We start from the raw sequence: 24,655 nt of genomic DNA, 5'->3' as shown, positions 1-24,655 counted from the left end.
CGCTCTCGCTATGCGTCGGCCTCGCCTCTGTTGTCGCCGCCCTTGGCTACTCTCGGACTATGGCTGAGCACTCAACAAGTCGGGATGACGCCCTCCTCTCGGCCGCCTTCTCCCTCTACTCGAACCCCGGTGCCTACGCGCTGCTGATCGGAGCTGGAGTTTCGGCATCCAGCGGGATCCCGACGGCGTGGCCTCTGCTGATGGAGCTAGTAGGCAGGATCGCTGCTCTCGAAGGTGCTGAGCCCGAGGAGCCCGACGGGTGGTATACCGAACGCTTCGGCGTTGAGCCGACCTACGAAGCGGTGCTCGAGAAGCTCGCCCCCAGTCCGCACGAGCGTCAGAAGCTCTTGCAGGGTTTCTTCACGCGGAGCGAAGAGGACGTCGCCGCGGAGACGAAGCTGCCAACGCCGGCACATCGAGCCATCGCCAGGCTGGTGCGGGCTGGTGCCGTCCGCGTCATCTTGACACTCAACTTCGACCACCTCATCGAGCAGGCGATACGGGAGGAAGGGGTGGAGCCGACTGTCATCGCCAGCCCCGGAGACATCGCGGGTATGGCTCCGCTCCACACCATGGACGCCTGCGTGGTCCACCTGCACGGGGACTACCTACACCCGACGTCGATGCGTAATACCGTCGAGGAGCTCGTCGGCTACGACGAGCAGAGTCAAGGATTGCTCGAGCGGATCCTCCAGGACTACGGTCTGATCGTTGCAGGGTGGTCCGCTCGCTACGACCCGGCACTCCGCGAGGCTATCGCCGAGAACTACTCGCCAAGATTCACGATGACGTGGATCGAGCGGAGCACATCGAGCGAGGAGGCTTCCCAGCTCCGAATGTTGAAGAAGGGCATGGCCGTCATCGCCGACGCCGACACCGCCTTCGGGCACCTCGCCGATGGAGTTGCTGCGCTCGAGGCCCGGCAGTCCAGGCATCCCCTTACCGTCCCGGTCGCAGTCGAGACGGCCAAGCGCGAGCTGGCGGGTCGTCCGGTGGCAATCGGGCTGCACGACAGAATGCGCCAGGAGCTTGACCGCCTACATAGCCGACCGGAGTTCTACGTTCGGAACCAGAGGGACGCCGACCCCTACGAGGAGCTTGTTGAGCGTGCCGAAGAGGCGACCCTGCTCCCTGCCGCCCTGCTGGCAACCTTGGCATACTGGGGGAGACCCGAGACTGATCGCTGGTGGCTCGGCGAGATCCCGCGCCTTGCTACTGGAGTTGATGGGAGTGGTGCCGTCAGGCTTCTGAATCTGCGTGTCGTGTCCGGCAGCATGCTGTTCTACGCGGCAGGGATCGCTGCCGTCGCGGCGCAGCGGTACGACCTCCTCGGCCGGCTCTTTGGAGCGCGGCGCCCCAACCGCCTGAACGGTCAGTTCGAGACGCTGGCGGCAACGGTCGATTCCTTGGCCTCGTACGAGAACCTCGAGGACAGCGCCACTCGGCTGCACCGCAAGCTCGCGCCACTACTCGAAGTGACGTTGCAGATCGGACGTGAGCCGCTTGAAGAAGCTTGGCAGACCTTCGAGCTCTTGCGAATGAGCTGGCCGGTGACCCAGCACGAGTCGTTCGTGCGCCTGAAGGGGGACTATCTGGATGCTGACCGTGAACTTCAGGAGAAGGAAAGAGCGTGGATCATTGGCGGGTCTGGTGGCACGGGTCAGCAGGATCTGCAAACAGAGCGACATGCGGCGTGGATGGAGCGTGACCGTATTCTCGGCGAGATTGGAAACGTGGCGGTAATTCATCGCCCACATATCCTGGCGAGAAAGCGCGACGCCGTCTACAACTGGGAGCCTAGTCGCTTGGCGCAGAAGCTTATTGAAGATCTTGAACTTGAAGGTGATCAGAGCCCGCTTGCGGCTAGCGGACTGTTCCAGAAGGCTAAAGATGTAGAGATTGCGTTACGAGCTGTATCAATGCACCTCGGAATCATGGCGCGCGAGGTCATGTTCGAGAGAACGCCAAGCCAGGCCGGGTTTATGCCACGGGAGATCTGGCTAGACAGCGGGTTGCCTCCGTCTCGAACGGCCTCGGCCTAAGGGTGGCTTATATGGCGCGACTGGCCATGGAAGGAATTCTCCGCCAGGGAGGATGCAGGGTCGGCCATTATTGTCAAATGATGCGCATCATGAGTTCCTCACGAGCGTGAGTTATTTCACGACTCGGATATTGCTATTAACTGAAGGGGCGTAGTAGCCGATGGGATTTGTCGAGCAGTCGCCAATCGTGGAATTGTTGACCTTCCTCGATTCGTTCCGATAGATCAATAGGCACATCTGCTCATTAGTGACGCCACAGTATCCCGGTTTTCGGACCGTGAATTAAGCGTAGTTATAGCCCTCCACGCCCGCGCTTATCGCGTTAGCTCCGGGTGTACTAATTGGATCCTTTGGTAGTTCCGAAATATATCTCGGGACGAGCTGTGACTCTAATGTAGCCCAACTTGCATCGGCTATAGTGGCCCAACTGGTGTTTATCGTGGTTTGCCCACCTACTGAACTGGGATACTTCCCATTGTCAACATAGTATAGTTCGAGCGCCTTAGCGATTGTGTTTATGTCCTACTGTCTTTGTGAATCGCGGGCGCTAGCTTGGATGTCGGTGTAGGCGACCATGCTAATTGCGGCCAGGAGTGCGATGATGACGATGACGATTAGCAGTTCGACGATGGTGAAGTCGTGGGCTTCTTGTCTTCTATTTGGGGCGCCCCCTCTGACCCCTTTTTGGTCGTGCACGTAGTGGAGATTTAAGCGTATACATAATGCATACCACTATGCGCAATGTGTCGCATACTTTCGAGTGGTGTCACGTCGTACTATTTACAACGAGGGCTTCGGGGCGGTGCGGTCGGGGGCGAGGGTGATTGGTTGGGCTGTCGGTGGTTACGAGTAGCTTCAAGTGAGCCCCCAGAGTGAGGAGACATCCATGTCGTCGAATTCCTACCCGTACCCGGTCGCGGTCGCTCGCTTCACAGAGGGCGAAGACTCTCGTGAGCCACAGAATCTGCGTGCCATCAGATGGCTCCTGCAGCAGTCCGGAGGATCGGTGGTCGTGGTGACGCCGCGAGCGGGGATCCCAAGTGAGAGCCTCGCGAGGCTGGTGGCGAAGCCCGGCGTGACGCACGTGAGCTGGCGCGGCTCCACGATGGGGTCGCTCGGGGGACACCGTGCAATCGTCGCCTGGCCGGATCGTCAGCATCTGAACGATCTGTGGGGAGTCGAGGCAGACGCGCTTGTGGTCATCGAGTGGGGCGAGCCGGAGACGAAGGAATGGATTGAAGCTGCCAATCCGGTGCAGCTGTACGCCGACCGTGTCGTGGAGCCCGCTGAGCCGGTTGGTGCGAACGATGCCGGAGAGCCACTTCCTGCAGGCGTGGAAGACGTGCTGCAGTACCTGGCCATGACAGCGGCGGAGTTCGGCACCGACATGGAGTGGCATGAAGAGCAGAAGCTCAAGGCCGACATGATGCACCGACCCGACCGGTGGAGGGTCGTCACGGTGGAACAGGTGCGGGATAGGGCTCGGGCACTTGGGCTGTCGCCGAATGATGTGGACACAATCTGCGGATACCTCCAGCGACGCAAGGATGGTCGATGGTTCCAGGTGGGCCGCTCGTACCGGGGGTTCGCATTCAACTAGAGCGTTCCCTCAGGGGAGCAGTTATCAGCGCGGACGTCCATGGGATCACGGAGGCTGATGCCCCGTCTGAGCAAGACATTGCGGATGGTGGTGGCGTCGACGTTGAGGCGTCGACCGATGGTGGCGAGTGAGTCGCCGGTGGCGTAAAGGTGTTCGGCTTGTTTGGCCTGGCCCAGGGTGAGGCCCTTTTGTCGCTTGGGCACACCCTCTCGGCGGAGAGTTTCACTGATGGTGGTGCGGTGCAGCTGGAGGTCTTGAGCGATCTGCTTCATGGTCTGCCCGGCGCGGTAGGCGTCAGCGATAGCTTCGGCTGTGTCGCGTGAGAGGCGCTTGCCTGCCACGGAGGCACGCGGAGGGCGGGGCGGACGGACAGACCGTCCCGACCCCTGTTGAGCGCGAGCTTCTGTGAGCTGGTCATGTACTTGACGGTCTGTCTCGTTTGTATTGCAGTAGGCCTGCAGGAGGCCCACATATTTTGATCACTCGAAGGGCCCCGGTTCGCCGGGGCACTTCGTCGTGCCTTCTCCTCATCGCCGCACGGACCGCGTCCGTGATCGGCACCTGTCCGGAAAAGTTCGCGGATCCCCTGGCGTGTCGGTCGCGGAGAGCGTTGGATCACAGGCGCACCACCCCGACGAGAGCAAGGAGACCCCATGACCGACGCCGATCTGACCTCCCCGTACGACCCGGACGGTGGATACGACCCCGATGGGGGCTACGACCCCGACGGCGGTTACGACCCGGACGGGGGCTATGACCCGGATGGCGGGTACGACCCTGATGGCGGGTACGACCCGGACGGCGGCTATGACCCGGACGGGGGATACGACCCTGATGGCGGGTACGACCCGGACGGCGGCTATGACCCGGACGGGGGATACGACCCCGATGGCGGCTACGACCCTGATGGCGGGTACGACCCCGATGGGGGCTACGACCCCGACGGCGGCTATGACCCGGACGGCGGCATCGGCCTCGTCTGACCCTGCTCGACCCCGTTGACGTGCGGCGCCCGCCCTCCCGGCGGGCGCCGCCGGTCGTTCAGGCTCCGTCGACCCAGGCCCTCAACAGCGCGCGGTCGTCGTGCGGCAACCGGCGCGTGCCCACGAGCTGCTCGGTCTCGTCGCCCTTGCCGGCCACGAGCACCGTGTCCCCGGGGCGGGCCATCGCGAGCGCCGCCCGGATCGCATCGGCCCGGAAGGGCACCTCGATGCACTCCGGGCAGCCGGCGCGCACCTCGGCGCGGATCCGCGCGGGCGGCTCGCGGCGCGGGTTGTCGTCCGTGAGCACCACGAGGTCCGCGAGCTCCGCCGCGATCGCGCCCATCTCCGGTCGCTTGGAGCGGTCCCGCTCGCCGCCCGCGCCGACCACGAGCAGCACCCGCCCAGCAGTGCGCTCGCGCACGCTGCGCAGGGCCGCCCGCAGTGCGCCGGGGTTGTGCGCGGTGTCGACCATCGTGCGCACGCCCTCGCGCTCGCCGATCACCTCCAGACGCCCCGGCGGCGGCGACACCCGGGCGAGGCCCTCCACGACCGCACCCGGATCCCCGCCGAGGCCGATCACGGCGGTGGCCGCGAGCAGCAGGTTCGTCACCGCGACCGCGTGCACCGTGGGCAGCACGGCCTGCCACGTCCCGTCCCCGATCCGCAGCCGTCCCCGCAGCGTGCCCTCCGCCTCGACGGCGTCGAGCAGCTCCACGTCACCGCCGCAGCCGACGGTCACCAGCTGCGCCCCGCGGTGCGCGACGGCCTCCGCGACGAGGTCCCCGTGGGCGCTGTCCGTCGCGACGACGGCGAGACCGTCCGGGCGCAGGTGCTCCGTGAACAGGCGCAGCTTCGCGGCGCGGTACGCCTCGAGCGAGCCGAGGGTGTCGAGGTGATCGCTCTCGATCCCGGTGCTCACGGCGACATCGACCGTGACGCGATCCAGCAGGCCGTCCTTGAGGATCCCGACGAACGCCTCGAGGGACACCGCCTCCGCCCCGCCGCGGGCCTCCTCCGCGATGATCCCGGGCAGGTGGTCGGGCGACCTCCGGAAGCGGGTGGGCGCGCGCGTGCCGTCGACGTGGGCGACGCCGAGCGAGTCCACGCCGGCCGCCGCCCACCCGGCGGCGCGCATCAGCTGCACCGTGGCGCTCGCGACGCTGGTCTTCCCGTTGGTGCCCGTCACGGCGCTGATCCGCGGGCGGTCCCGGTCGATCTCGAGCATCGGCAGCATGGCTGGTCCCCTCCTCGTCCTGTCCCCGGACGGCGGTCCGACGGGCGACGCCGCCCGTGCCCTCCGCCTCCCGTCCGGGAGCCATCCCATCACGGCGGGAACAGTCCGGGGGAGGGACGGACGGGATCGGGGGGATGAACGGTGAGGTCACGGACGGTCACGAAGCGGTGCCCCCCTTGTCCTGCGCCCCGGGCCGCCCTAGGTTCGAAGCGGGCCCCTCACCCACCGGCGGCACCCCGTCGGCCCTGCGACCCCCTCTCCCCGACGACTCCGCCCTGGAGGTCCCCCATGTCCGCACCGAGCACCCCCACCCTCCTCTCCCGACTCGCCGCCGAGGCCCTCGGCACCTTCTGGCTCGTGTTCGGCGGCGCGGGCTCCGCGCTGTTCGCCGCGAAGGTCCTCAGCGAGGACCAGGTCCAGCTGGGGATCGGCTTCCTCGGCGTGGCCCTCGCCTTCGGGCTCACCGTGGTCACGGGCGCCTACGCCGTCGGCCACATCTCCGGCGGCCACTTCAACCCCGCGGTCACCCTCGGCGCCTTCCTCGCCGGGCGCATCGAGGGCCGATTCGTCGGGCCCTACATCGCGACCCAGGTGGTGGCGGCGGCGGTCGCCGCGACCGCGCTGTTCGCGATCGCCTCCGGGCAGAGCGACTTCGCGATCGACACCTCCGCCGCGGGCTCCTTCGCGACCAACGGCTACGGGGACCTCTCCCCGAACGGCTACTCGCTCGTCTCGGCGCTGCTCGCGGAGATCGTGCTCACCGCGATCTTCCTGTTCGTGATCCTCGGCGCGACGGACGAGCGCGCCCCGCAGGGCCTGGCCCCGCTCGCGATCGGGCTCACGCTGACGATCATCCACCTCGTCTCGATCCCGATCGACAACACCTCCGTGAACCCGGCGCGCTCGATCGGCGTGGCCCTGTTCAACCCGGCCGCCCTCGGCCAGGTGTGGCTGTTCGTGCTCGCGCCGCTGATCGGCGCGGCGATCGCGGGTCTCGCCTACAAGCCGCTCTTCGGCGCCCGCGACTGATCCTCGCCGGCGCGGGGGCTCCCCGTCCCCGCGCCGCGCGACGCCGCGCGCCGCTCGAGCTCGCTCACGAGCAGCAGGTCCTTGTGCGGCCCCGTCACCTGCCAGGTGAGGGTCCAGCGGTCCTCGCCCGGCAGGTCGAGCCGACCCCGGTAGACGTCCGCCCCGCACAGGTGCACGAGCGGCGAGCGCGCCTGCCAGCGGTGGAAGGGCGATCCGTCCGGCAGGTGCACCGTCCAGCCGTCGTCCCCGCGCAGGATCCGCAGGGTGCGGGAGACGGGGCTGCGGCGGCCGTCCCCGCGCCGCAGCTCGCCGCTCTCCGACCAGCGCACCTCGCCGGGTCCGCACCGCTCCAGCAGCGCCGTGCCCCGCACGCTCATCCGCTCGCCGGCGGCCCGGTCCTCGATGCGCCGGCTCAGGTCCCAGGCGCCGAGGAGCTGCGTCGGCTCGGGGGTGAGGTCGGACCCGTGCATCCGCTCACCGGCCCCCGCCGAGCGGCGCCGCGAAGAAGTCCCGCTCGTGCCGCACCGAGACCAGGAAGGCGGTGCGCATCGCGGCGCGCACCTCGCTGCTCGCCCGTGCCGCGCAGGCCGTGACCAGCTCGATCGCGCGCAGCGTCTCGGCATGGAAGTCCGGATCCCCGTAGGTCGCCAGCCAGTCCCCGTAGGGATGCCCCGCCGTCCCGGCCCGGGAGAGCCGGGCGCCCACGTCGTCGTAGATCCAGAAGCAGGGGAGCAGCGCGGCGGCGAGCTCCTCGTAGCGGCCGCGCGCCGCGAGGGCCAGGAGGTGGTCCACGTAGGCGCGGGTGGTCGGATCGGGTTGGGCCGCGAAGAGCTCCTCGGGGCCCAGGCGTCCCGCGTGCAGCTCGGTCTCCGCGGCGATCGCGCCCTGGGCGGCCCCGGCCCAGAAGGCCTGCTCCTCGGCGGAGGGTGCGAGGGTCGACGCGGCGGCGAGGGCCCGCGAGTACTCCTGGAGGTAGAGCGCGTCCTGGGCGAGGTAGCGGTGGAACGCGGGGCGGGGGAGGGTGCCGTCGGCGAGGCCGCGCACCACGGGCAGCGCGTCGATCTGCGTGCGCAGCTCGGCGGCCGCCTCCCACCACTCCTCGGCGATCGTCGCCGCGGCCGGGGCATGGGTGCCGGCCGCCTCCCACAGCGCCGCGAAGTGGGAGACCGGGCCGCTGCCCCGCCCCACCTCGAGGGAGTCCGCCGCGGCGATCGCGCCCGCGAGCCAGACCTTCGCCCCGCGCACGGCGCCGGCCCAGTCCTCCCCGCGGCCGCGGAGGGTCGCGATCGCGGAGGAGAGGGAGCAGCCGGTGCCGTGCGTGTTCCGCGTCGCGATCCGCGCGCCGGGCAGTGCGGCGAGCACGCCCTCGGGGCCGACGAGGGCGTCGGGGGAATCCGGGCCGCTCAGGTGCCCGCCCTTGGCGAGCACGAGGACCTCGTGGCGGGCGGCGAGCGCCTGCGCCTGGGCGAGGGCCTGCTCCCAGGTGCTCGCCTCGGGCTGCTCGGCGAGCACGGCGAGCTCGGGGAGGTTCGGGGTCACGAGGTGCGCGTGGCGGAGCATGTCCCTCAGCGCCTGCTCGGCGGAGTCGTCGAGCAGGCGGTCGCCGCTCGCGGCGACCATGACCGGGTCGAGCACCACCACCGGAGGGCGCACCGCGCCCAGCCAGGCGGTGACCGTGTCGATGATCGTGCCGTCGAAGAGCATGCCGATCTTCACGGCGTCGATCGTGACGTCCTCGCTCACCGCCCGGAGCTGCGCGTCGAGGAAGGCGGGCGGCGGCACGTGCACCTCGCGCACGCCGCGGGTGTTCTGGGCGACCAGCACGGTCGTCGCCGCCATGCCGTAGCCGCCGTTCGCGGCGATCGACTTGAGGTCCGCCTGGATGCCGGCGCCGCCGGTGGGGTCGGTGCCGGCGATGCTGAGGACGCGGGGGACGGGACGGCTCATCGGGCGCCCTCCCAGGCGCGGCGCAGCTCCGCCGCCGCGTCGAAGGGGGAGGGGGAGGAGCAGATCGCGGAGACGACGGCCGCGCCGTCGAGGCCCGCGCGGCGCAGGTCGGGGAGGTCCGCGGCGCTGATCCCGCCGATCGCGACGGCGGGGAGAGCGGTCGCGGCGGCGACGGCGGCGACGCCCTCGACCCCGATCACGGCGGGGGCGTCCGCCTTGGTGGTGGTGCCGTGGACGGCACCGATGCCGAGGTGGTCCGCACCGGCGGCCTCGGCCTCGCGGGCCATGGCGGCGGTCTGCGCGGAGACCCCGATGACGGCGTCCGGCCCGAGGAGCCGGCGCACGAGGTGCGCGGGGAGGTCGGACTGGCCGACGTGCACCCCGGCGAGCCGCACCCCGTTCGCGCGGGCGGCGAGGACCACGTCGACGCGGTCGTCGACGATGATCGCGACCGACGGGGGCAGGGTCTCCGCGAGGGCCGCGCAGAAGGCGAGCGTGTCCCGGGTGGGGAGCTGCTTGTCACGCACCTGGACGGCCGTGACACCGCCGGCGACGGCGTCCCGCACGGCGGTGACGGGGTCGTGGCCGGCCCGCTCGAGCTGCGGGCGGTCCACGACGAGGTAGAGGGAGAGGTCGATCTCAGGAGGGGTGCTCATCGTGGTCATCGCACCTTCGCCTGGTCACGGACGTCCTGGGCGGTCAGCGCGTGGAGCCCGTCGAGGAGCCCGACGGCGAAGGAGCCCGGGTGCTCGGCGGTGCGGGCGGAGCGCTCGGCGGCGAGGGTCAGCACGGTCGTCGCGGCGACCGCGGCGACGAGGTGGTCCTCGACCACGGCGGCGAAGGCCGCGGTGATCCCGCCGAGCGCGCAGCCGGCGCCCGTGACCTTCGTGAGCAGCGGGCTGCCGGTGGCGACGCGCACCACGCTCTCCCCGTCGGTCACGAGGTCCACCGCACCGGAGACGGCGACGACGGCGCCGGTGCTGCGGGCGAGGGACGTGGCGGCCTCGTGGGAGTCGTCGGCGGAGTCGATCGAGTCCGCGCCGCGGCCGCCGGCGGAGAGCCCGGCGAGGGCGCGGATCTCGGAGGCGTTGCCGCGGATGATCGCGGGCTGCTCGGTCACGAGCCGCGCGGCGAGGGCCGTGCGCACGGGCAGGGTCCCGACGGCGACGGGGTCCAGCACCCAGGGGGTGCCGGCGGTGCGCGCGGCGGCGACGGCCTCGACCATCGCCTCCCGCTGCTCGGCGCCGGCGGTGCCGAGGTTCACGAGGACGCCGTCGGCGATCCCCGCGAAGATGCCGGCCTCCTCGGGCACCGCGACCATGGCGGGGGAGCCGCCCACGGCGAGCAGTGCGTTCGCGACGAGGTTCGTGGTGACCACGTTGGTCAGGCACTGCACGAGGGGGACCCGCGTGCGGACCTCCTCGAGGGCGGCCGCGAGGACCGCCGGGTCGGTGGGGGCAGAGGCGTGCGCGAGTGTCATGGCGACATCCCTTCGCTAGTCCGAGCTAGATCAGGTTCGACGGGTGTCATCTCAGCCCGGTCCTCGGGCACCCCGTGTCACTGCAGGCCACCGTACGTGATCGGCGCCCGCGCGGGGGCGGCGTCCGTGGCCGGGCGGCCGACGTCGCCCCCGGAGGGGAGCGCCTCAGGCGGTGCGCAGGCCGCGCCGCACGAGGAGCAGGCAGAGGGCGCAGAGCACCACGAGCATCGAGAGCGAGGCGGGGTAGGCGAGCAGCGGCAGCAGTGCGGCGAGGATCGTCGGCAGCAGGAACCCGAGGTAGGCGAGGGCGTAGTAGACGCCGGTGAGCCCGGCGAGGTCCTCTGCCGTCGCGATGCTCTGCACCTGCAGCAGTCCGGCGACGACGAGCGTGCCGTAGGCGGCGCCGAGCACCATCGCCACGAGGATGCCGAGGACCGGGCTGCCGATGGCCGTCGCGAGCACCGCGAGCAGCAGGCCCGCGCACATGGCCGCCTGGCCCACGGGCAGGGAGCGGCCGCCGGTGAGGCGGTCCAGCCGCGGCACGAAGGACTGCACGACGGCGCCGGTGCCGAGGGTGAGCACCGTCAGCGCCGTCGCGTAGAGCGTCGCGCTCTCGCCGAGGTGGTGCTGCACGCTCGCGGGGATGACCGCGTAGGCGACGCCGGCCGCGCCGAAGATCCACGGCGCCGCGGGGACCACGGCGCGGGTGAAGCGGCGGTGCCCGGCGGCGGGCACGCGGAGGTCCTGCCACCAGTGGCCGGCGGCGGGCGCGTCGGCATGACGGGTCTCCGGGGCGAGCAGGAGCAGCGGGGTCGCGAGCAGCGCGAGACCGCCGTGCACGAGATAGGGGAGGACCTCGGGGAGCGGGGCGAACTGGGCGAGCAGCCCGCTCACCCCGGCGCCGAGCGCGAAGCCGAGCGTGAGGGTGAGGGAGGGGCGGCGGGCGCCCGCGACGGCCGGGGCGCCGATCTCGTACGGCGGCGAGGAGAGCTCCTTCATCCAGGCCGTGCCGACGGACATGGCGGCGCCCACCCCGAGACCGGCGAGCACCCGGCCCAGGCACAGCAGCGCGAAGACATGGGGGCTCGCGGCGAGCAGCGCGCTGCCGAGCACGGTCGCGGCCATGCCCACGAGCATCACGGGGCGGCGGCCGTGACGGTCGGAGAGCGCGGCGGCGACGAGCAGGCCGGGGGCGAGCCCGGCGACGTAGGTGCCCAGCAGGAGGTTCGCCTGCCAGGCGGCGTAGTGGCCCACGGACTCGTAGACGTGCAGGAGCGGGGTGAAGTGGTTGCCGCCCCAGGCGAGCAGGAAGGTCGCGGGGACCACGAGCCTCCAGGGGGCGCGGATCGCGGTGCGGCTCATCGTGCGCCCCCGTCGAGCTCGTAGGCGTCCTCGACGTGCGCGCGCAGGCGCTCGGCGAAGGCCGCCGGGTCTCCCGCGGTGAGGAGCGCGGCGAGCTCCTCGTGCTCGGCGAGGAGGGCGGGCATGGTGCCGCTGCGCTCGTCGAGGACGGCCGCGGTGAGGCGGGCGAAGCGGGGGCCGAGGTCCTCGCAGATCCCGGCGACGACGCTGTTGTCCGCGGCGGCGATGAGGGCGAGGTGGAAGTCGAGGTCCGCGGCGGCGAAGGCGAGCGGGTCCTGGGCGGTCGCGGCGGCGCGCTGCTGGGAGAGCAGCTCCGCGAGCTCCTCGGCGAGGGCGGGGATGGCGTCGGGCCTCGAGAGGAGGGCGGCGCCGGCGGAGGCCTCGAGCATGGTGCGCACGGCGATCAGCTCCCGGCGCTCCCGCGGCGTGACGGTGGTGACCAGGGCGCCCTTCTTGGGGAGCAGGCGCACGAGGCCCCAGCGCTCGAGCTGCAGCATGGCCTCGCGGGCGGGGGTGCGGCTGATGCCGGTGGCCTCGGCGAGGTCGCTCTCGCGCAGCAGCTCGCCGGCGGGCAGATCGCCCTCGACGATGCGGCGGGCGGCCTCGGCGGCGGCGCGGCGGGCGAGGGTGCCCCGGTCGGGGTTCCTCCAGGGGAGGGCGTAGGCGATGTTCACGCCCCCGACCCTAGATGATGCATGCATCAAGGGATGCATTGGGGTGAGGAGTGAGACGTCGGCCGGCCGGCCGCTGCGGGCCTGCGGGCGGCCCGGATGCACCGGACCCCCGAGGAGCGGGGCTCCCCGGGGGTCCGGTGTCGAGGCGGCGGGCAGGGCCCGCCGGGTCTCAGAGGGTGCTGGCGAAGGGGTCGAAGTCCGCCGGGACCGGCGGGACCGCGCCGACCGAGCTCGCGACCGTGACGAACTCGCCCGAGGCCGCGGACTCCTCGGCCGAGAGCATGATGTCGAGCACGTGGTAGCCGAGCTCGCCGCTCGCCACATGGGGACGGCCCTCGCGGATCGCGCGGACCATGTCCAGCAGGCCCAGGCCGCGGCCCACGACCACGCCCTCCTGCGGGACCTCGATCCACTCCTGCTCCGGCGGCTTCTCGCCGAGGGCGTCGAACGGCTTCACGTAGGCGATCCGACCCTCGAACTGGTTGGGGTCGGGGACCACGAGGGAGCCCTCGGTGCCGTGGATCTCGACGATGCCCTGGCGGGCGAGCGGCGAGTCGAAGCTGACCAGGGAGGTGCCGGTCTGGCCGGCCTCGAACTGGGTGAGCACCGAGATCGTCGAGGGGACCTCGACGGGGAAGGTCTGCCCCGCGTTCGGGCCCACCTTGATCGCGCGCTCCTCGGAGGCGCGCAGGCCCACGGCGGCGACCTTCTCGACCGAGCCGAACAGGCTCACGAGGGTCGTGAAGTAGTACGGGCCCATGTCGAGCAGCGGGCCCGCGCCCTTGGCGAAGAGGAAGCCGGGGTTCGGGTGGAAGACCTCGGGGCCCTGGTACTGCATCGAGGTCTGCGCGAAGAGCGGGCGGCCGATGGTGCCCTTGGCGATCTCGCGCTTGGCGGTCTGCACGCCCGGGCCGAGCACCGTGTCCGGTGCGCAGCCGACGCGCAGGCCCGCGGCCTCGGCCTGCTGCAGCAGGGCGGCGGTGGACTCGCGGTCCAGGCCCAGCGGCTTCTCGGTCCACACGTGCTTGCCGGCCGCGATCGCGGAGGAGGAGACCTCGGCGTGGACGGCGGGGATCGTCAGGTTCACGACGACCTGTACGTCCGGGTGGTCCAGGACGTCCTGGGCCGTGCCGTGCGCGGGGACGGCGTGCTTCTCCGCCTGGGCGCGGGCGCGGTCGGTGTCGAGGTCGCCGAGGATGAGGACCTCGACGTCGGGGAAGGAGTTCAGGTTCTCGAGGTAGGTGTCGGAGATGACGCCCACGCCGATGAAGCCGACGCCGATGGGGCTGCTCATGCGACGAAGCCCCCGTCCACGAGGAAGCGGTAGCTGTTCTCGACGTCCTCGAAGACGTCGCCGGGGACGTTGTCGTACTCGATGACGGCGTACTTGACGTTCGTCGCGGCCTTGAGCGCCTCGACGGTGGGCACGTCGCCCTCGCCGGCGTGGCGCTGGTCGAGGTCCGAGGAGTTGAACTTCGGGGCGTCGGGTGCGAAGGGGTTCGAGGCCGGGGCCACGCCGTCCTTCACGTGCACGGCCACGAGACGGTCGCCGAGCTCCTCGACGAGCGCGACGACGTCCTGGCCGCCGACGAGGGCCCAGAACAGGTCCAGCTCGATCTCGACCGACGGGTCCACGAGGGAGAGGAAGCGCTGGTAGGCGGTCTGGCCGTCGAAGCTCGCGAGGAACTCCTGGGCGTGGTTGTGGTAGCCGACCTTGAGGCCGAACTCCTTGGCCTTCTCCGAGGCGGCGTTGAGGCGCTCGGCGATGTCCTTCACGCCGTCCTCGGTGATCCAGCGCTCGGTGGGGACCATCGGGTCGATGACGGTCGAGATGCCGATCTCGGCGGCGGCCTCGAAGACGACCTCGTTGGAGGGGGTGGGGATGGAGCCGTCCGGGGTCCACAGCTCGTCGGAGAGCAGCGGGGCGTGCCCGGTGGGGGAGGCGAGGCCGCTCTTGTCGAGGGCCGCGCGGATCTCCGCGGGGCGGCGGACGAAGTCGAACGCCTCGACGTTCTTCAGCCCGATCTTCGCGAGCTTGTCGAGGGAGCCGTCCATGTCCGCAGTGAACTCTGCGGCCAGGGTGTACAGCTGAACGGAGGCAACGGGAAGTGCCACGGGGAACCTGCTTTCACGCGTCATCATCGGGCGAGAACCACGCCGGGGAGGCGTGCTGGTGGAACGCTAGCACGCAAAAGCCTCCATGTGGAGGTTTTCTTTGGGTACAGTGCGGTCCATGGCAGCGAAGCACTCCCTCCCCGCGGGCCCCGATCCCGACGCACCGGCCCCCGCCCCCGATGCGACGGAGCCGGCGGACGCGGCCGCCGAGCGCGCCCCCGAGCCGATCGGCCGGCCGGGCGCGTACTCCAAGGGCGTCGCCCGCCGCCAGGAGATCCTCGACCGCGCGATCGAGGTGTTCCGCGAGCGCGGGGCCGACGGCACCTCCCTGCGCCGCATCGCGACCGCCATCGGCGTCTCCCACGCCGCGCTGCTGCACTACTTCGACTCGCGCGAGCAGCTCCTCGTCGCCGTCTACCAGCACGCCGAGACGCGCCGCGAGGAGGGGTCGGAGTACCGCAGCGGCGTGAGCGCCGCGCTCGACGCGATGATCCGCGCGGCGGAGGTCAACGTCGAGGTCCCCGGTCTCGTCCAGCTCTACTCGACCCTCGTCGCGGCCTCGCTCGAGACCGCGACCGGTCCCGCGAAGGAGTACTTCGCCCCCCGCTTCGAGAACCTGAGGGAGGAGCTCGAGCAGGGACTGCGCGCGGAGCAGGAGGCGGGCACCGTGCGGGCCGACGTCGACCCGGGGCACGTCGCCGCGCTGCTCATCGCCGCCTCCGACGGTCTCCAGATCCAGTGGCTGCTCGAGCCCTCGATCGCCCTGCGCAGCACCCTGGAGACCTTCGCGGTCATGCTCGCCCCGCCGGCCTGAGGGCTCGCGGCCGAGGTCACCGGGAGGCCCCGGCGAGGGGCGGGCCGGTCAGGCCGGTCACCACCCCTTCCGCCGCCGCGCCGGGATGGCTACCGTGGGGATCGAGGCCCCGGACGGGCCTGCGGACGAGGGAGCTGTACCCGCACCACGACAAGACGGCCACGGAGGTGACCTGTCATGTCCTGGATCCTGCTCGTCGCGGCGGGGGTGATGGAGGCCGTCTGGGCCGCCGCGCTCGCCGCCTCCCACGGCTTCACCCGCCGCGTGCCCACCGCCCTGTTCGTGGCCGGTCTCGTGCTGAGCATGGCCGGGCTCGCCGTCGCCATGCGCGACCTGCCCACCGGCACCGCCTACGCCGTCTGGGTGGGCATCGGCGCCACCCTCACCGTGATCTGGGGGTACCTCACCCACCAGGAGCGGCCCACCGTGCTGCGCGTGTCGCTGCTCGTGCTGCTCGTGGGCTCCGTGGTGGGCCTGAAGGCGGTGAGCTGACATGGCGTGGACGATCCTGCTCGCGAGCGCCGTCCTCGAGGCGGTCTGGGCGACGGCCCTCGGGGAGTCGCACGGCTTCACCCGCCTCGTGCCCACGCTCGTCTTCCTCGTCGCCCTCGCGCTGAGCATGGCGGGTCTGGGTCGGGCGACGCGCGAGATCCCGCTCGGCACCGCCTACGCCGTGTGGACCGGGACCGGGGCCGCGCTCACCGTCGGCGTCGCCATGGCGACCGGCGGCGAGGATGTCTCCCCGCTGAAGATCCTCTTCCTCCTCGGAATCATCGGTGCGGTGATCGGGCTCAAGCTCGCCCCGTCCCCGTCCCCGTCCAGGGAGTCCGAGGCGGGCTGACCCGGGCGCGGCGCGGTCCGCGCCGCGGGGATCACTCCTCCGCGGTGCGGACCAGGCAGCCGTGCCCGTCGCCGTCCGCGCCGTGCACGGCGCGCTCGCGGCGCAGCAGCTCCGCGGTGCGCACGAGCCGGGGCAGCGTGATGATCGCGAGACCGCCCAGGATGTTCAGGGGGATCACCCAGCACATCCAGACCAGCCACTGCGTGTACGGGATCGGGGCGCCCGCGTGCATCGCCGCGAAGATCACGACCGAGTTCAGGGCGCCGTGCAGCATGCCGAGCCCCACGACGAGGAAGCCCGAGAGCAGGGCGTTGGCGAGCGTCACGATGCCCTCCGAGGAGCCCTGGCCCATCCGGGTGACGAGCGTGATCGTGAACCCCGCGAGCAGGGCGAGCGCGACCGTCTCCGCGGTGGGCCCCTTCTCGAGGTAGCCGGCCGCCGTGCTCGCGAGCACGTCCTCGAAGCGGGGGAACGCGGCGACCAGGATCCAGGTGAACAGCCAGCCGCCGGCCAGGTTCGTCACGAGCGTGACGGCCCACAGCCGCAGCAGCTGGGCCCAGGTGCCGTGGCGGGCCAGGACCGCGTTGATCGGCAGCAGGAAGTCCTCGGTGAACAGCTCCGAGTGCGCGAGGCGGAGGGCGAACAGGCCGATCCCGAAGGCGGCACCGCCCAGCAGCTTCGATCCCGTCGCGTCGAGCACCGCGAGCATCGCCATGAGGCCGAGCGCCACGTCGATCCCGCCGAACAGGCCGGTGATGATCAGCGCCCGCCAGGTGCGGTGCAGACGCTCGGCGCCCTCGGAGACGGTCGAGCGGAACTCGGCGACGAGCTCGTCCTCGACCGGCTCGTCGGAGTCGCCGAGCCGGGAGCGCTCCTCGGCATCGTCCTGGCGCCGTCCTCTTCCGTGTGCGGTCATGCCCGTGCCTCCTCGTGCAGCGGTGCTCCGACGGCCCCCGGCTCCCGCCGGGCGGCCTGCCACACGTCCCGTGCGGCGTCGGCGTTCATCAGCCCGATCCCCAGCCCCACCACGATGTCGATCCACCCCGTGGCCCACCACAGGGTCGCGATGCCGGCCGCGATCAACGCGAGGTTCGCGACGGCGTCGTTGCGCGCGGAGAGCCAGGCGGCCCGGGTCAGGCCGCCCCCGCCCCGTCGGTGGCGGACCAGCAGGGCGGCGCAGCCGAGGTTCACCAGCAGCGCCCCCAGCGCGGTCACCGTCAGCGGCACCCCTCCCGGTGGGACGGGATCGAGGATCTTCGTGATCGCCATGACGATGGTGGCGATCGCCGGCAGCAGGATCACGACCGCCAGGAGGGATCCCACCCGACGTCGGCGTGCCGCGCTCCAGCCCAGCGCGATCGCGATGAGCAGGTTGATCGCCGTGTCCTCGAGGAAGTCCACGCTGTCCGCGAGGAGCGACACCGAGCCGATGGACAGGGCGACGACCGCCTCGACCCCCACATAGGCGAGGTTCAGGGCGGCGACCAGGAGGACCGTCCGGCGCAGCGAGCTCACCCGCACATGGTGACAGCTGCCGGGGCCCGATGCGCGCACCTCAGATCGGGATCGGGGTGAAGCGCCCGTGCGCCCCGCGCGTGAGCAGCAGCGCATCGAGCGGGGCGACCTCGGCGCCGCTCACCTCGAGGTGCTCGATCACGGCGGCGAGCGCGGTGCGCGCCTGCTCGTCCTGCTCCTCGCGGGAGCCGTCCTCGACGAGGAAGCGCAGCACGATCCGCCCCACGCGCCGGCCGTGCACCAGCGGGGCCTCGACGTCGGTGCGCTCGACGACGTGGCGGCTGCCGAGCGCGAGCGCCGCCTGGTCCAGCAGATCCGGGGGATGCACCCCCGGCCGCAGCGCGCCGAGCGGGACGTGGAGGCGATAGCTGGGCATGCGGCCAGCCTAGGGGCGCGGTGGTGCAGCGGAGTCCGCCCCGCCGCCGGCGGCCCGGCTCCGGGCCGATGTCGAGGCGCGGCCGGTACCCTCCACCTCGGGCGGGAGCGCCGCCCCGCCGTCGGCCCCCGGGAAGGTCACCATGACGCGGAGCATCGTCCTGATCCATGCCGTGCGCTCCTCGCGCACCATGTGGAAGGGGCAGACCCGCCGCCTCCGCGAGCGCGGGTACACCGTGATCGCCCCGGACCTCCCCGGTCACGGACGCCGGCGCGGGGAGCCCTTCACGCTCGAGGCCGCGCTCGCCACGATCGACGAGGCCGTCGCCGCGTGCGAGGAGCCGCCGCTGCTGGTGGGGCTGTCGCTCGGCGGCTTCCTCACCCTGCACTGGGCGGGCACCCGTCCCGGGCGGCTCGCCGGCGTCGTCGCCGCGGACTGCACGATCGTCCCCGGGCCGGCGCTCGCCCGGCTCTACGGCCTCTGGATCACGATGAAGGACTGGCTGCCGGGGGACTCCGACGCCCGCGTCGCCCGGGCCTTCGCCCGCCGCCACAGCGACAAGGCCGCCCGCCGCTACTACGGCGGCGGTCGCGCCCACGGCGTGGTGCGGACCGTGGTGCGGACCATCGGCTCGCTCGAGCTCCTCACGGACGTCGCCGCGATCGACGTCCCCGTCACCTTCGTCAACGGCGAGCACGACCCGTTCCGCCGGCACGAGGCGCTGTTCGTCGAGGCGGCGCGGGACGGGCGGCTCGTCGTCCTCGACGACGCCGGTCACATCGCGAACCTGTCGCGTCCCAAGCGCTTCGCGAAGGTGCTGCGGCGCGCCGCGGCCGCCGGGGCGGAGTCGCGGCTCGCCCGCGAGGGCTGAGACCCTCCCGAGCGCGGAGCGTGCCCGCGCGAGCGTCAGGCAGGCAGCTCGCCCGTGCGCAGGAGATGCGCGAACTCGCCGGCGAAGCGCTCGGCGTCCGCTTTGCGGTGCGGCATGAACGCGAGGTCGCGCCGCCCCTCCACGGCGAGCTTCACCCGGGAGAACGCCCCCGCCCGGTAGCTCACCCCCGTGACCGCGGGCGCAGGCACCTCGCGCTTGACCTTCGCGCCCTTCAGGCCCCCGGTCACCTTCACCACGAGCACCCGGCGCGCGGTCACGACGAGCACGTCGGGGAAGTCCCCGGCGACGCCCGGGAGGGCGAGCAGCACCTGCTCCTCGGGGTCGAGGACCTTCGGCACGTCGCGCTGGAGACCGGGCGAGGCGAACAGCTCGTTCCTCACCAGGGCGGTGGCATAGGACAGGGAGGCGGGGGTCGAGGCCATGCCGTCCATCGTAGGAGGGGCGAGGAGTCGGGCGCCCATGGGGAGTCCTCCCCATGGGCGGACGGCCGGAGGATCGCTACGGTCGACCTCGACACGGACACGCCGCTCCACGCCCTCGGGCCGAGCGGTTCGGAAGGGGAGCGGGATGAGCGGGTTCTTCGGTGCGGACACCGATCGGCTGCGGGAGCACGCGGGCGTGCTGCGCGAGCGGGCGCAGCGGCTCATGGAGCTGCGCGAGTCGCTCGAGCCGCTGGTCATGGACGAGTCGGCGTGGCAGGGCCCGGACGCCGATGCATTCCGCGCGCAGTGGACGGGGAGCACTGCCGCGCAGCTCTCGCAGCGGGGCGAGGAGCTGAGCCGACGCGGCGCGGACCTCGACGCGCAGGCGGAGGAGCAGGACATCGCCTCCGGACAGGACGCCGGCTCCGGGACCGGGGGAGACGGCGGCGGGAACGGCGAGGAGGGCTCCGGCCCGTTCTCGTTCCTCAAGGACCTCCTGCGCAAGGGGCAGTCCCTCTACAAGAAGGGCGCCCAGCTGCTCGACTTCCTCAAGCGGATCCCCACCGCGGCGGACGAGTTCGCGCATCTCGCCGAGGCGGGTCTGCAGAAGCTGTGGAGGGCCTCGTACCTCGACGAGCTCTTCAACGGCGGCAAGGGCTGGCAGAAGGCCGCGGAGAACCTCCTCGGCAAGCTCGGCCTGCCCTCCTCGATCGGCAGGTTCGAACCGGCGAAGTGGCTGAACAAGCTCGACGACGTCGCCCCGTTCCTCAAGACCGGCGGCAAGCTGCTCGGCAAGGCGCTGCCCTTCGTCGACATCGGCTTCGGCCTCCACCAGGCCTTCACCGCGGACAACGCCTACGACCGCTGGAGCGGCGGCATCGGCGCCGCAGGCGGCACCCTGCTCGCGATCGCCCCGTTCACCGGACCCGCCGCGCCGATCGTCGGCGCGATCGGCGCGGGACTCGGCGTCGTCTCGATCGGCATGGACGTCGGCAAGCTCGTGTACGAGAACTGGGACGGGATCACCGGGGCGGTGGGCGACGCGTGGAACGCCACGACCGGTGCCGTGAGCGATGCGGCGAGCACCGTGAGCGATGCCGTCGGCAACGCGGCGGAGTCCGTGAAGGACACCGTCAGCGACGTCGGATCCGCTGTCAGCGACGGGATCGGCAAGGTCGGCGACGCCTTCGGGTTCTGACGCCGCTCCGATCACCGTCCCCTGTCCCCGCACCGCCCCCTGACCCTAGGATCGAGCCATGCCCCAGCAGTCCCTGCGCACCGAGCGCGATGCCGCCGCCGCCTACGAGCTGCTCTCGACCGCGAGCGAGGACCCCGCCGTCCTCGCCGTCCTCACGGACGAGGAGCTCACCGCCCTCGCCGGAGCCGAGGCCGCGGCGCTCGCCGGCACCCCCTTCCTCGACGAGTCCGAGCTCGAGCGCGGCGCCGCCGCCGCGATCGCCCTGCGCTCCCTGGTGGCCCGCGGCCTGGTGCAGCTGACCGACGAGGGCCGCGAGACCGAGGGCGAGGACCTCGCGACCGGAGCGGAGCCCCGGCGCACCGCGCAGCTGGACCGCACCCTCGCCGGACTCCTCACCCTGCGCACCTCCCCGCTCGCCCTCGTGCACCTCACGCGGCGCGTCGCGGACCAGACCACCTCGCTGCTGCTCTCGCTCCATCCCCACGGCGGCGTCCTCGAGGAGCTCATCACCGCCGACGGCTTCCACCACTTCAGCCTCCCCACCCGGGAGGCCGTCCCGGCGCGGCTCGCCCGGTACGTCGACGCCGACCAGGTCGCCGCCGAGGCCGACGGCGCGACCACGACCGCGACCGCCGCCGAGCTCGACGCAGGGACCACGGAGATCTCGCGGCGGCTGCAGGACGCCCGCGCGCTGACCGTCGTCACCTCGGCCGACGGCGGGACCAGCTCCCAGCTGACCGTCGTCGCGACGACCGACGCCGTGCTCGCCATGGACACCCCGCAGGACGCCGGGGAGCGTGTCGAGGTGCGCGAGCTCGGGGCGAGCGGCCTCGAGGCGCTGCTGGCGGCCGCGCTCCCGGACCCCGCCGCCCTCTGACCCTCGCCCCGGCCCGCCGCGCCGCGCCGTACCCTGGGGACATGACCCGCCCCGTGCTGCGCGTCGGCTTCGTGCCCGGCGTCGAACCCGACCGCTTCGTGCGCCGCTGGAGGACCGGGCGCCGTGCCGCCTATCTCGAGGTGGTGCCGGTGCCGCTCTCCGGGCAGCGCCGCGCGCTCGCCGAGGGCGAGGTGGACATGTGCTTCGTGCGGCTCCCGCTCGACGCGGCGGAGGATCTCCACGTCGTCGCCCTGTGGGAGGAGCGACCGGCGATCGTCGTGGGCGACGAGAACGTCCTCAGCCTGCACGAGGAGATCTCCCTCGCGGATCTCGAGGGGGAGACCGAGATCCCCGCCGCCCACGAGGACGACGCCGCGGACCGCGTCGCCGTCGTCGCCACCGGCGTCGGCTTCACGCGCCTGCCGCTCTCCCTCGCCCGCCTGCACCATCGCAAGGACACGCGGCAGATCCCGCTCGTGGATGCCGAGCCCACCCGCATCGCCCTGGTGTGGCCGCGCGCCGCCGACGACGAGCTGCGCCAGGAGTTCGTGGGGGTCGTCCGCGGGCGCACCTCCCGCTCCAGCCGCTGAGCCCCGCAGAACCGACCCCGAGAAGGCCCGGAGAGGACCCGACATGACCGAGCAGACCACGCACGACGAGCAGTCCCGCATGAACGTCGAGAGCTTCAACCTCGACCACCGCACCGTGGCCGCGCCCTACGTGCGCATCGCCGACCGCAAGGTGCTCCCCGGCGGGGACGTGCTGACGAAGTTCGACCTCCGCTTCACGCAGCCCAACGTCGACCACCTCGACTCCGAGACGGTCCACTCGCTCGAGCACCTCATGGCCGAGCACATGCGCGACCACACCCGCGACGTCATTGACGTGTCCCCGATGGGCTGCCGCACCGGCTTCTACGCGCTGCTCTCCGGCGACCACACCGCCGAGGACCTCGCCCCCGTGCTCGCGGCGACCCTCGAGGACGTGCTCGCGGCGACCGAGGTGCCCGCCGCGAACGAGGTCCAGTGCGGCTGGGGCGCCCACCACACGCTCGAGGGCGCGCAGCAGGCGGCGCGGGCGTTCCTCGACCGTCGCGCCGAGTGGGGCACCGTCACCGCCGGCTGATCTCCTCCCGCACGGCCTGCAGCAGGCGGGCCGTGCGCGGATCCTCCGCCAGGTCGTCCACGGTCACGGGCCGCAGCGACGGATCGGCGAGCGGGATCCGCCAGTTGGGGTACTCCTCGTCGGTGCCCGGCTGGTTCTGGATGCGCCGCTCGCCCACGCAGTCCACGAGGGAGACGCCGAGCAGCAGCGAGGGCGTCCGCGCGAGATGGCGGTGCAGGGCGATCACCGTCTCCTCGGTGCTCGCGCCGGGGGCGAGCAGGCCCTCCGCACGGAGCACGTCGAGCACCCGGTCACGGGCCTCGGCGTCGATCCGCCGCTCCTCCTCCAGCGGCCGCTCGAGGAGCCCCAGCTCGTGTCGCAGCGCCACGTGGTCCCCGGCGAGGTAGCCGGCCGTCGGCGGGAGGTCGTGCGTGTTCACCGAGGCCATGCACAGCTGTCGGTACCGCTCGGGCGGCAGGGGAGCGCCGTCCTCGTGCTCGAACCACAGGATCGAGGTGCCCAGGATCCCGCGGCCGGCGAGGTACTCGCGCACCCACGGCTCGAAGGTGCCGAGGTCCTCGCCGATCACGAGGGTCCCCGAGCGCTCCGCCTCGAGCGCGAGGATCCCGATCATCGCCTCGTGGTCGAAGAACACGTACGCGCCGTCGGCCGCCTCGTTCCCCTCGGGGATGCACCACAGGCGGAACAGCCCCAGCACGTGGTCGATCCGGAGCGCGCCGGCATGGCGCATGAGGGAGCGGAGCATGTCCCGCCAGGGCCGGTAGCCGGCCTCGCGGAGGTGCTCGGGGTGCCAGGGCGGCTGGTGCCAGTTCTGGCCCTGCTGGTTGTACTGGTCCGCGGGTGCGCCGACGGACAGGCCGCTCGAGAGCACGTCCCGCAGCCGCCAGGAGTCCGCGCCGACCTGCTCCACGCCCACGGCGAGGTCGTGCATGACGCCGATCCGCATGCCGGCCTCCCGCGCGGCGGCCTGGGCGGCGGCGAGCTGCTCGTCCAGCAGCCACTGCACCCAGGTGTGGAAGGCGACGGAGTCGGCGAGCTCGGTGCGCGCCCGTTCCACCGTCTCCTCGTCGAGGTCCTGCAGGCGCGCCTCCTCGGGGGTGCCGCGCAGGCTCTGCGCGAGCGCGGACCACAGGGCGAAGTCGGCGAGGCCCTGCCCCTCGCGGGCGGTGTAGGCGTCCAGCAGCGCCTGCCGTCCCGCGGTGCGGGGAGCGGCGAAGAGCTCCTCGAGGGCGGCGAGCTTCGCGCTCAGCACCTCGTCCCGCTCGAGGTGGTCGACGCGGTCGTTCCAGGCGGCGACGGGCTCCCGCAGCAGCGCGATCCGCTGGCGGGCGTGCTCGGGCAGGTCCCGGTACTCGGGGACGTCCTCGATGCGCAGGTACAGCGGGCTCGTGAAGCGCCGGGTCACCGGGAGGTACGGGGAGGGCTCGACGGGCGGGGTGGGGTAGGAGGCGTGCAGCGGGTTCACGAGCAGGAAGTCCATGCCGTGGCGTGCCCCGGTGATCGCGGCGAGGTCGCGGAGGTCCGCGAGGTCGCCCACGCCCCAGGAGCGGGCCGAGCGCACGGAGTACAGCTGCGCCTGCACGCCGACGGCGCGGCGCGGGCCGAGGGCGTCCGCCGTCGTGACGCGCGGCGGGGTGACGACGAGATCCGCCTCCTCGCGTCCCTGCGGGGTCTGCGCGACGACGCGGTGCCAGCCCAGCGGCAGGTCGCCCGGCACGGCGAAGCGGGCGCGCCCCCGCAGGCGTCCGCCGATCTCGCGCGGTGGGGTGTTGTCCTCGGTCTGCTCGAGGTCGCGGAGGCCGCCGTCCTCGAGCTCGAGGCGCACCGTGACCGCCTCGCCGTGGTCCACGTGCACGGGGAGCGAGGATCCCTCGCCGGCCCGCAGCACGGTCGCCGGCGGCAGCGTGCGCGCCCACGGGGCGTCCTCGCGGGCGGTGCGCACGGCGGCGAGGTCGGCATCGTCGGCGACGTGGTGGCCGAGCCCGGCGAGCACGGCGACGAGGGTGTCGTCGGCGACGTCGCGGCGCACGCCGTCCCATCCCCAGTAGTCCGTGCCGACGCCGAGGTCACGGGCGAGTTCCCGCAGTGCGGAGGAGGTCAGTGCCATGCGCACATCGTAGCGGCGCGGA

At 72.1% G+C, this 24,655-nt stretch carries 28 protein-coding genes and 1 riboswitch; of the genes, 12 read left to right on the top strand and 16 right to left on the bottom strand.

The window, feature by feature from the left end; genetic code table 11:
* Nucleotides 1-59: 59 nt before the first annotated feature.
* Entirely contained in the window at nucleotides 60-2,042 is a 1,983-nt protein-coding gene (locus tag NLU66_RS13505) for an SIR2 family protein (RefSeq protein WP_259360163.1), read from the top strand.
* Between the two features lie 282 nt (nucleotides 2,043-2,324).
* Here NLU66_RS13505 and NLU66_RS17745 read toward each other — a convergent pair whose 3' ends face one another.
* Nucleotides 2,325-2,552, bottom strand: a complete 228-nt coding sequence (locus NLU66_RS17745) for a hypothetical protein (protein WP_416232197.1) — start codon at nucleotides 2,550-2,552, stop codon at nucleotides 2,325-2,327.
* 376 nt (nucleotides 2,553-2,928) lie between these two features.
* Here NLU66_RS17745 and NLU66_RS13500 point away from each other — a divergent pair, with 376 nt between their 5' ends.
* Entirely contained in the window at nucleotides 2,929-3,642 is a 714-nt protein-coding gene (locus NLU66_RS13500; RefSeq protein ID WP_259360162.1) for a hypothetical protein, read from the top strand.
* Here NLU66_RS13500 and NLU66_RS13495 read toward each other — a convergent pair.
* On the bottom strand, nucleotides 3,639-3,983 hold the full coding sequence (locus NLU66_RS13495) for a helix-turn-helix domain-containing protein (RefSeq protein ID WP_259360161.1): 345 nt from the start codon (nucleotides 3,981-3,983) through the stop codon (nucleotides 3,639-3,641). The genes NLU66_RS13500 and NLU66_RS13495 overlap by 4 nt on opposite strands.
* Before the next feature lie 312 nt (nucleotides 3,984-4,295).
* On the opposite strand from NLU66_RS13495, the gene NLU66_RS13490 reads away from it, so the two are divergent.
* Entirely contained in the window at nucleotides 4,296-4,625 is a 330-nt protein-coding gene (locus tag NLU66_RS13490; RefSeq protein ID WP_259360160.1) for a hypothetical protein, read from the top strand.
* A gap of 58 nt (nucleotides 4,626-4,683) precedes the next feature.
* Here NLU66_RS13490 and NLU66_RS13485 read toward each other — a convergent pair whose 3' ends face one another.
* Nucleotides 4,684-5,859, bottom strand: coding sequence for a Mur ligase family protein (locus NLU66_RS13485; protein ID WP_259360159.1), 1,176 nt, complete (start codon nucleotides 5,857-5,859; stop codon nucleotides 4,684-4,686).
* Nucleotides 5,860-6,147: 288 nt separating this feature from the next.
* On the opposite strand from NLU66_RS13485, the gene aqpZ reads away from it, so the two are divergent.
* Nucleotides 6,148-6,888, top strand: coding sequence for an aquaporin Z (gene aqpZ, locus NLU66_RS13480; RefSeq protein WP_259360158.1), 741 nt, complete (start codon nucleotides 6,148-6,150; stop codon nucleotides 6,886-6,888).
* Here the strand turns inward: aqpZ and NLU66_RS13475 are convergent.
* From NLU66_RS13475 to NLU66_RS13440, 8 genes are all read right to left on the bottom strand, one after another.
* Nucleotides 6,858-7,358 (bottom strand): DUF6314 family protein, encoded by a 501-nt coding sequence (locus NLU66_RS13475; protein ID WP_259360157.1) that lies wholly within the window; start codon nucleotides 7,356-7,358, stop codon nucleotides 6,858-6,860. The two genes, aqpZ and NLU66_RS13475, sit on opposite strands and share 31 nt — an antisense overlap.
* A 4-nt stretch (nucleotides 7,359-7,362) precedes the next feature.
* Nucleotides 7,363-8,835, bottom strand: a complete 1,473-nt coding sequence (locus NLU66_RS13470) for a bifunctional hydroxymethylpyrimidine kinase/phosphomethylpyrimidine kinase (protein ID WP_259360156.1) — start codon at nucleotides 8,833-8,835, stop codon at nucleotides 7,363-7,365.
* A complete protein-coding gene (gene thiE / locus NLU66_RS13465) occupies nucleotides 8,832-9,491 on the bottom strand; it encodes a thiamine phosphate synthase (RefSeq protein ID WP_259360155.1) in 660 nt (219 codons plus the stop codon). Before thiE ends, NLU66_RS13470 begins: the two co-directional genes overlap by 4 nt.
* Nucleotides 9,492-9,496: 5 nt before the next feature.
* Nucleotides 9,497-10,315: a hydroxyethylthiazole kinase gene (gene thiM / locus NLU66_RS13460; protein WP_259360154.1), complete on the bottom strand. Its 819-nt coding sequence runs from the start codon at nucleotides 10,313-10,315 to the stop codon at nucleotides 9,497-9,499.
* Nucleotides 10,306-10,400, bottom strand: a riboswitch (TPP riboswitch). (Overlaps the previous gene by 10 nt.)
* An 80-nt stretch (nucleotides 10,401-10,480) precedes the next feature.
* Nucleotides 10,481-11,677 (bottom strand): MFS transporter, encoded by a 1,197-nt coding sequence (locus tag NLU66_RS13455; RefSeq protein ID WP_259360153.1) that lies wholly within the window; start codon nucleotides 11,675-11,677, stop codon nucleotides 10,481-10,483.
* Nucleotides 11,674-12,351, bottom strand: coding sequence for a GntR family transcriptional regulator (locus NLU66_RS13450; RefSeq protein WP_259360152.1), 678 nt, complete (start codon nucleotides 12,349-12,351; stop codon nucleotides 11,674-11,676). Before NLU66_RS13450 ends, NLU66_RS13455 begins: the two co-directional genes overlap by 4 nt.
* A 169-nt stretch (nucleotides 12,352-12,520) precedes the next feature.
* Nucleotides 12,521-13,645 (bottom strand): Gfo/Idh/MocA family protein, encoded by a 1,125-nt coding sequence (locus NLU66_RS13445; RefSeq protein WP_259360151.1) that lies wholly within the window; start codon nucleotides 13,643-13,645, stop codon nucleotides 12,521-12,523.
* The gene (locus NLU66_RS13440) at nucleotides 13,642-14,466 is read right to left on the bottom strand and encodes a sugar phosphate isomerase/epimerase family protein (RefSeq protein WP_259360150.1); all 825 of its coding nucleotides are present in this window, start codon (nucleotides 14,464-14,466) and stop codon (nucleotides 13,642-13,644) included. The genes NLU66_RS13445 and NLU66_RS13440 overlap by 4 nt, the downstream gene beginning before the upstream one ends.
* 118 nt (nucleotides 14,467-14,584) lie before the next feature.
* Here NLU66_RS13440 and NLU66_RS13435 point away from each other — a divergent pair, with 118 nt between their 5' ends.
* From NLU66_RS13435 to NLU66_RS13425, 3 genes are all read left to right on the top strand, one after another.
* Nucleotides 14,585-15,280, top strand: a complete 696-nt coding sequence (locus tag NLU66_RS13435) for a TetR/AcrR family transcriptional regulator (protein ID WP_259360149.1) — start codon at nucleotides 14,585-14,587, stop codon at nucleotides 15,278-15,280.
* 177 nt (nucleotides 15,281-15,457) lie between these two features.
* The gene (locus NLU66_RS13430) at nucleotides 15,458-15,772 is read left to right on the top strand and encodes a DMT family transporter (RefSeq protein WP_259360148.1); all 315 of its coding nucleotides are present in this window, start codon (nucleotides 15,458-15,460) and stop codon (nucleotides 15,770-15,772) included.
* A gap of 1 nt (nucleotide 15,773) precedes the next feature.
* The gene (locus tag NLU66_RS13425; RefSeq protein WP_259360147.1) at nucleotides 15,774-16,121 is read left to right on the top strand and encodes a DMT family transporter; all 348 of its coding nucleotides are present in this window, start codon (nucleotides 15,774-15,776) and stop codon (nucleotides 16,119-16,121) included.
* A 31-nt stretch (nucleotides 16,122-16,152) separates the two neighbouring features.
* Here NLU66_RS13425 and NLU66_RS13420 read toward each other — a convergent pair whose 3' ends face one another.
* From NLU66_RS13420 to NLU66_RS13410, 3 genes are read right to left on the bottom strand one after another with little or no spacing between them, the layout of a single operon-like run.
* Complete coding sequence (locus tag NLU66_RS13420) at nucleotides 16,153-17,037, bottom strand: formate/nitrite transporter family protein (RefSeq protein ID WP_259360146.1); 885 nt, start codon at nucleotides 17,035-17,037, stop codon at nucleotides 16,153-16,155.
* On the bottom strand, nucleotides 17,034-17,636 hold the full coding sequence (locus NLU66_RS13415; protein WP_259360145.1) for a cation transporter: 603 nt from the start codon (nucleotides 17,634-17,636) through the stop codon (nucleotides 17,034-17,036). The genes NLU66_RS13420 and NLU66_RS13415 overlap by 4 nt, the downstream gene beginning before the upstream one ends.
* A 40-nt stretch (nucleotides 17,637-17,676) precedes the next feature.
* The gene (locus NLU66_RS13410) at nucleotides 17,677-18,012 is read right to left on the bottom strand and encodes a hypothetical protein (RefSeq protein WP_259360144.1); all 336 of its coding nucleotides are present in this window, start codon (nucleotides 18,010-18,012) and stop codon (nucleotides 17,677-17,679) included.
* Nucleotides 18,013-18,154: 142 nt separating this feature from the next.
* On the opposite strand from NLU66_RS13410, the gene NLU66_RS13405 reads away from it, so the two are divergent.
* Nucleotides 18,155-18,883 (top strand): alpha/beta fold hydrolase, encoded by a 729-nt coding sequence (locus tag NLU66_RS13405; RefSeq protein ID WP_259360143.1) that lies wholly within the window; start codon nucleotides 18,155-18,157, stop codon nucleotides 18,881-18,883.
* Between the two features lie 35 nt (nucleotides 18,884-18,918).
* On the opposite strand, the gene NLU66_RS13400 is transcribed toward NLU66_RS13405, so the two are convergent.
* The gene (locus NLU66_RS13400) at nucleotides 18,919-19,326 is read right to left on the bottom strand and encodes a hypothetical protein (protein WP_259360142.1); all 408 of its coding nucleotides are present in this window, start codon (nucleotides 19,324-19,326) and stop codon (nucleotides 18,919-18,921) included.
* Between the two features lie 145 nt (nucleotides 19,327-19,471).
* On the opposite strand from NLU66_RS13400, the gene NLU66_RS13395 reads away from it, so the two are divergent.
* From NLU66_RS13395 to NLU66_RS13380, 4 genes are read left to right on the top strand one after another with little or no spacing between them, the layout of a single operon-like run.
* Nucleotides 19,472-20,524 carry a hypothetical protein gene (locus tag NLU66_RS13395; protein WP_259360141.1) on the top strand — a complete coding sequence of 351 codons (1,053 nt, stop codon included), beginning with the start codon at nucleotides 19,472-19,474 and terminating at the stop codon, nucleotides 20,522-20,524.
* A 58-nt stretch (nucleotides 20,525-20,582) separates the two neighbouring features.
* Nucleotides 20,583-21,401 carry a hypothetical protein gene (locus tag NLU66_RS13390; RefSeq protein ID WP_259360140.1) on the top strand — a complete coding sequence of 273 codons (819 nt, stop codon included), beginning with the start codon at nucleotides 20,583-20,585 and terminating at the stop codon, nucleotides 21,399-21,401.
* Nucleotides 21,402-21,442: 41 nt separating this feature from the next.
* On the top strand, nucleotides 21,443-21,991 hold the full coding sequence (locus tag NLU66_RS13385) for a LysR substrate-binding domain-containing protein (protein WP_137771019.1): 549 nt from the start codon (nucleotides 21,443-21,445) through the stop codon (nucleotides 21,989-21,991).
* A 43-nt stretch (nucleotides 21,992-22,034) separates the two neighbouring features.
* Nucleotides 22,035-22,526 (top strand): S-ribosylhomocysteine lyase, encoded by a 492-nt coding sequence (locus NLU66_RS13380; RefSeq protein WP_259360139.1) that lies wholly within the window; start codon nucleotides 22,035-22,037, stop codon nucleotides 22,524-22,526.
* Here NLU66_RS13380 and malQ read toward each other — a convergent pair.
* A complete protein-coding gene (gene malQ / locus NLU66_RS13375) occupies nucleotides 22,513-24,633 on the bottom strand; it encodes a 4-alpha-glucanotransferase (RefSeq protein WP_259360138.1) in 2,121 nt (706 codons plus the stop codon). The genes NLU66_RS13380 and malQ overlap by 14 nt on opposite strands.
* Nucleotides 24,634-24,655: the final 22 nt, after the last annotated feature.

The organism is Brachybacterium sp. NBEC-018 (genome assembly GCF_024860185.1).
In the GTDB taxonomy this organism is placed as follows: domain Bacteria; phylum Actinomycetota; class Actinomycetes; order Actinomycetales; family Dermabacteraceae; genus Brachybacterium; species Brachybacterium rhamnosum.
Note: the sequence above shows the minus strand (reverse complement) of the source record. Positions and strands in the feature narration are given on the sequence as shown.

Coding starts and splice junctions, on each gene's coding strand:
- NLU66_RS13505 (WP_259360163.1), top strand. CDS start 60: ATGGCTGAGCACTCAACAAGTCGGGATGACGCCCTCCTCTCGGCCGCC.
- NLU66_RS13500 (WP_259360162.1), top strand. CDS start 2,929: ATGTCGTCGAATTCCTACCCGTACCCGGTCGCGGTCGCTCGCTTCACA.
- NLU66_RS13490 (WP_259360160.1), top strand. CDS start 4,296: ATGACCGACGCCGATCTGACCTCCCCGTACGACCCGGACGGTGGATAC.
- NLU66_RS13485 (WP_259360159.1), bottom strand. CDS start 5,859: ATGCTGCCGATGCTCGAGATCGACCGGGACCGCCCGCGGATCAGCGCC.
- aqpZ (WP_259360158.1), top strand. CDS start 6,148: ATGTCCGCACCGAGCACCCCCACCCTCCTCTCCCGACTCGCCGCCGAG.
- NLU66_RS13475 (WP_259360157.1), bottom strand. CDS start 7,358: ATGCACGGGTCCGACCTCACCCCCGAGCCGACGCAGCTCCTCGGCGCC.
- NLU66_RS13470 (WP_259360156.1), bottom strand. CDS start 8,835: ATGAGCCGTCCCGTCCCCCGCGTCCTCAGCATCGCCGGCACCGACCCC.
- thiE (WP_259360155.1), bottom strand. CDS start 9,491: ATGAGCACCCCTCCTGAGATCGACCTCTCCCTCTACCTCGTCGTGGAC.
- thiM (WP_259360154.1), bottom strand. CDS start 10,315: ATGACACTCGCGCACGCCTCTGCCCCCACCGACCCGGCGGTCCTCGCG.
- NLU66_RS13455 (WP_259360153.1), bottom strand. CDS start 11,677: ATGAGCCGCACCGCGATCCGCGCCCCCTGGAGGCTCGTGGTCCCCGCG.
- NLU66_RS13445 (WP_259360151.1), bottom strand. CDS start 13,645: ATGAGCAGCCCCATCGGCGTCGGCTTCATCGGCGTGGGCGTCATCTCC.
- NLU66_RS13435 (WP_259360149.1), top strand. CDS start 14,585: ATGGCAGCGAAGCACTCCCTCCCCGCGGGCCCCGATCCCGACGCACCG.
- NLU66_RS13430 (WP_259360148.1), top strand. CDS start 15,458: ATGTCCTGGATCCTGCTCGTCGCGGCGGGGGTGATGGAGGCCGTCTGG.
- NLU66_RS13425 (WP_259360147.1), top strand. CDS start 15,774: ATGGCGTGGACGATCCTGCTCGCGAGCGCCGTCCTCGAGGCGGTCTGG.
- NLU66_RS13420 (WP_259360146.1), bottom strand. CDS start 17,037: ATGACCGCACACGGAAGAGGACGGCGCCAGGACGATGCCGAGGAGCGC.
- NLU66_RS13410 (WP_259360144.1), bottom strand. CDS start 18,012: ATGCCCAGCTATCGCCTCCACGTCCCGCTCGGCGCGCTGCGGCCGGGG.
- NLU66_RS13405 (WP_259360143.1), top strand. CDS start 18,155: ATGACGCGGAGCATCGTCCTGATCCATGCCGTGCGCTCCTCGCGCACC.
- NLU66_RS13400 (WP_259360142.1), bottom strand. CDS start 19,326: ATGGCCTCGACCCCCGCCTCCCTGTCCTATGCCACCGCCCTGGTGAGG.
- NLU66_RS13395 (WP_259360141.1), top strand. CDS start 19,472: ATGAGCGGGTTCTTCGGTGCGGACACCGATCGGCTGCGGGAGCACGCG.
- NLU66_RS13390 (WP_259360140.1), top strand. CDS start 20,583: ATGCCCCAGCAGTCCCTGCGCACCGAGCGCGATGCCGCCGCCGCCTAC.
- NLU66_RS13385 (WP_137771019.1), top strand. CDS start 21,443: ATGACCCGCCCCGTGCTGCGCGTCGGCTTCGTGCCCGGCGTCGAACCC.
- NLU66_RS13380 (WP_259360139.1), top strand. CDS start 22,035: ATGACCGAGCAGACCACGCACGACGAGCAGTCCCGCATGAACGTCGAG.
- malQ (WP_259360138.1), bottom strand. CDS start 24,633: ATGGCACTGACCTCCTCCGCACTGCGGGAACTCGCCCGTGACCTCGGC.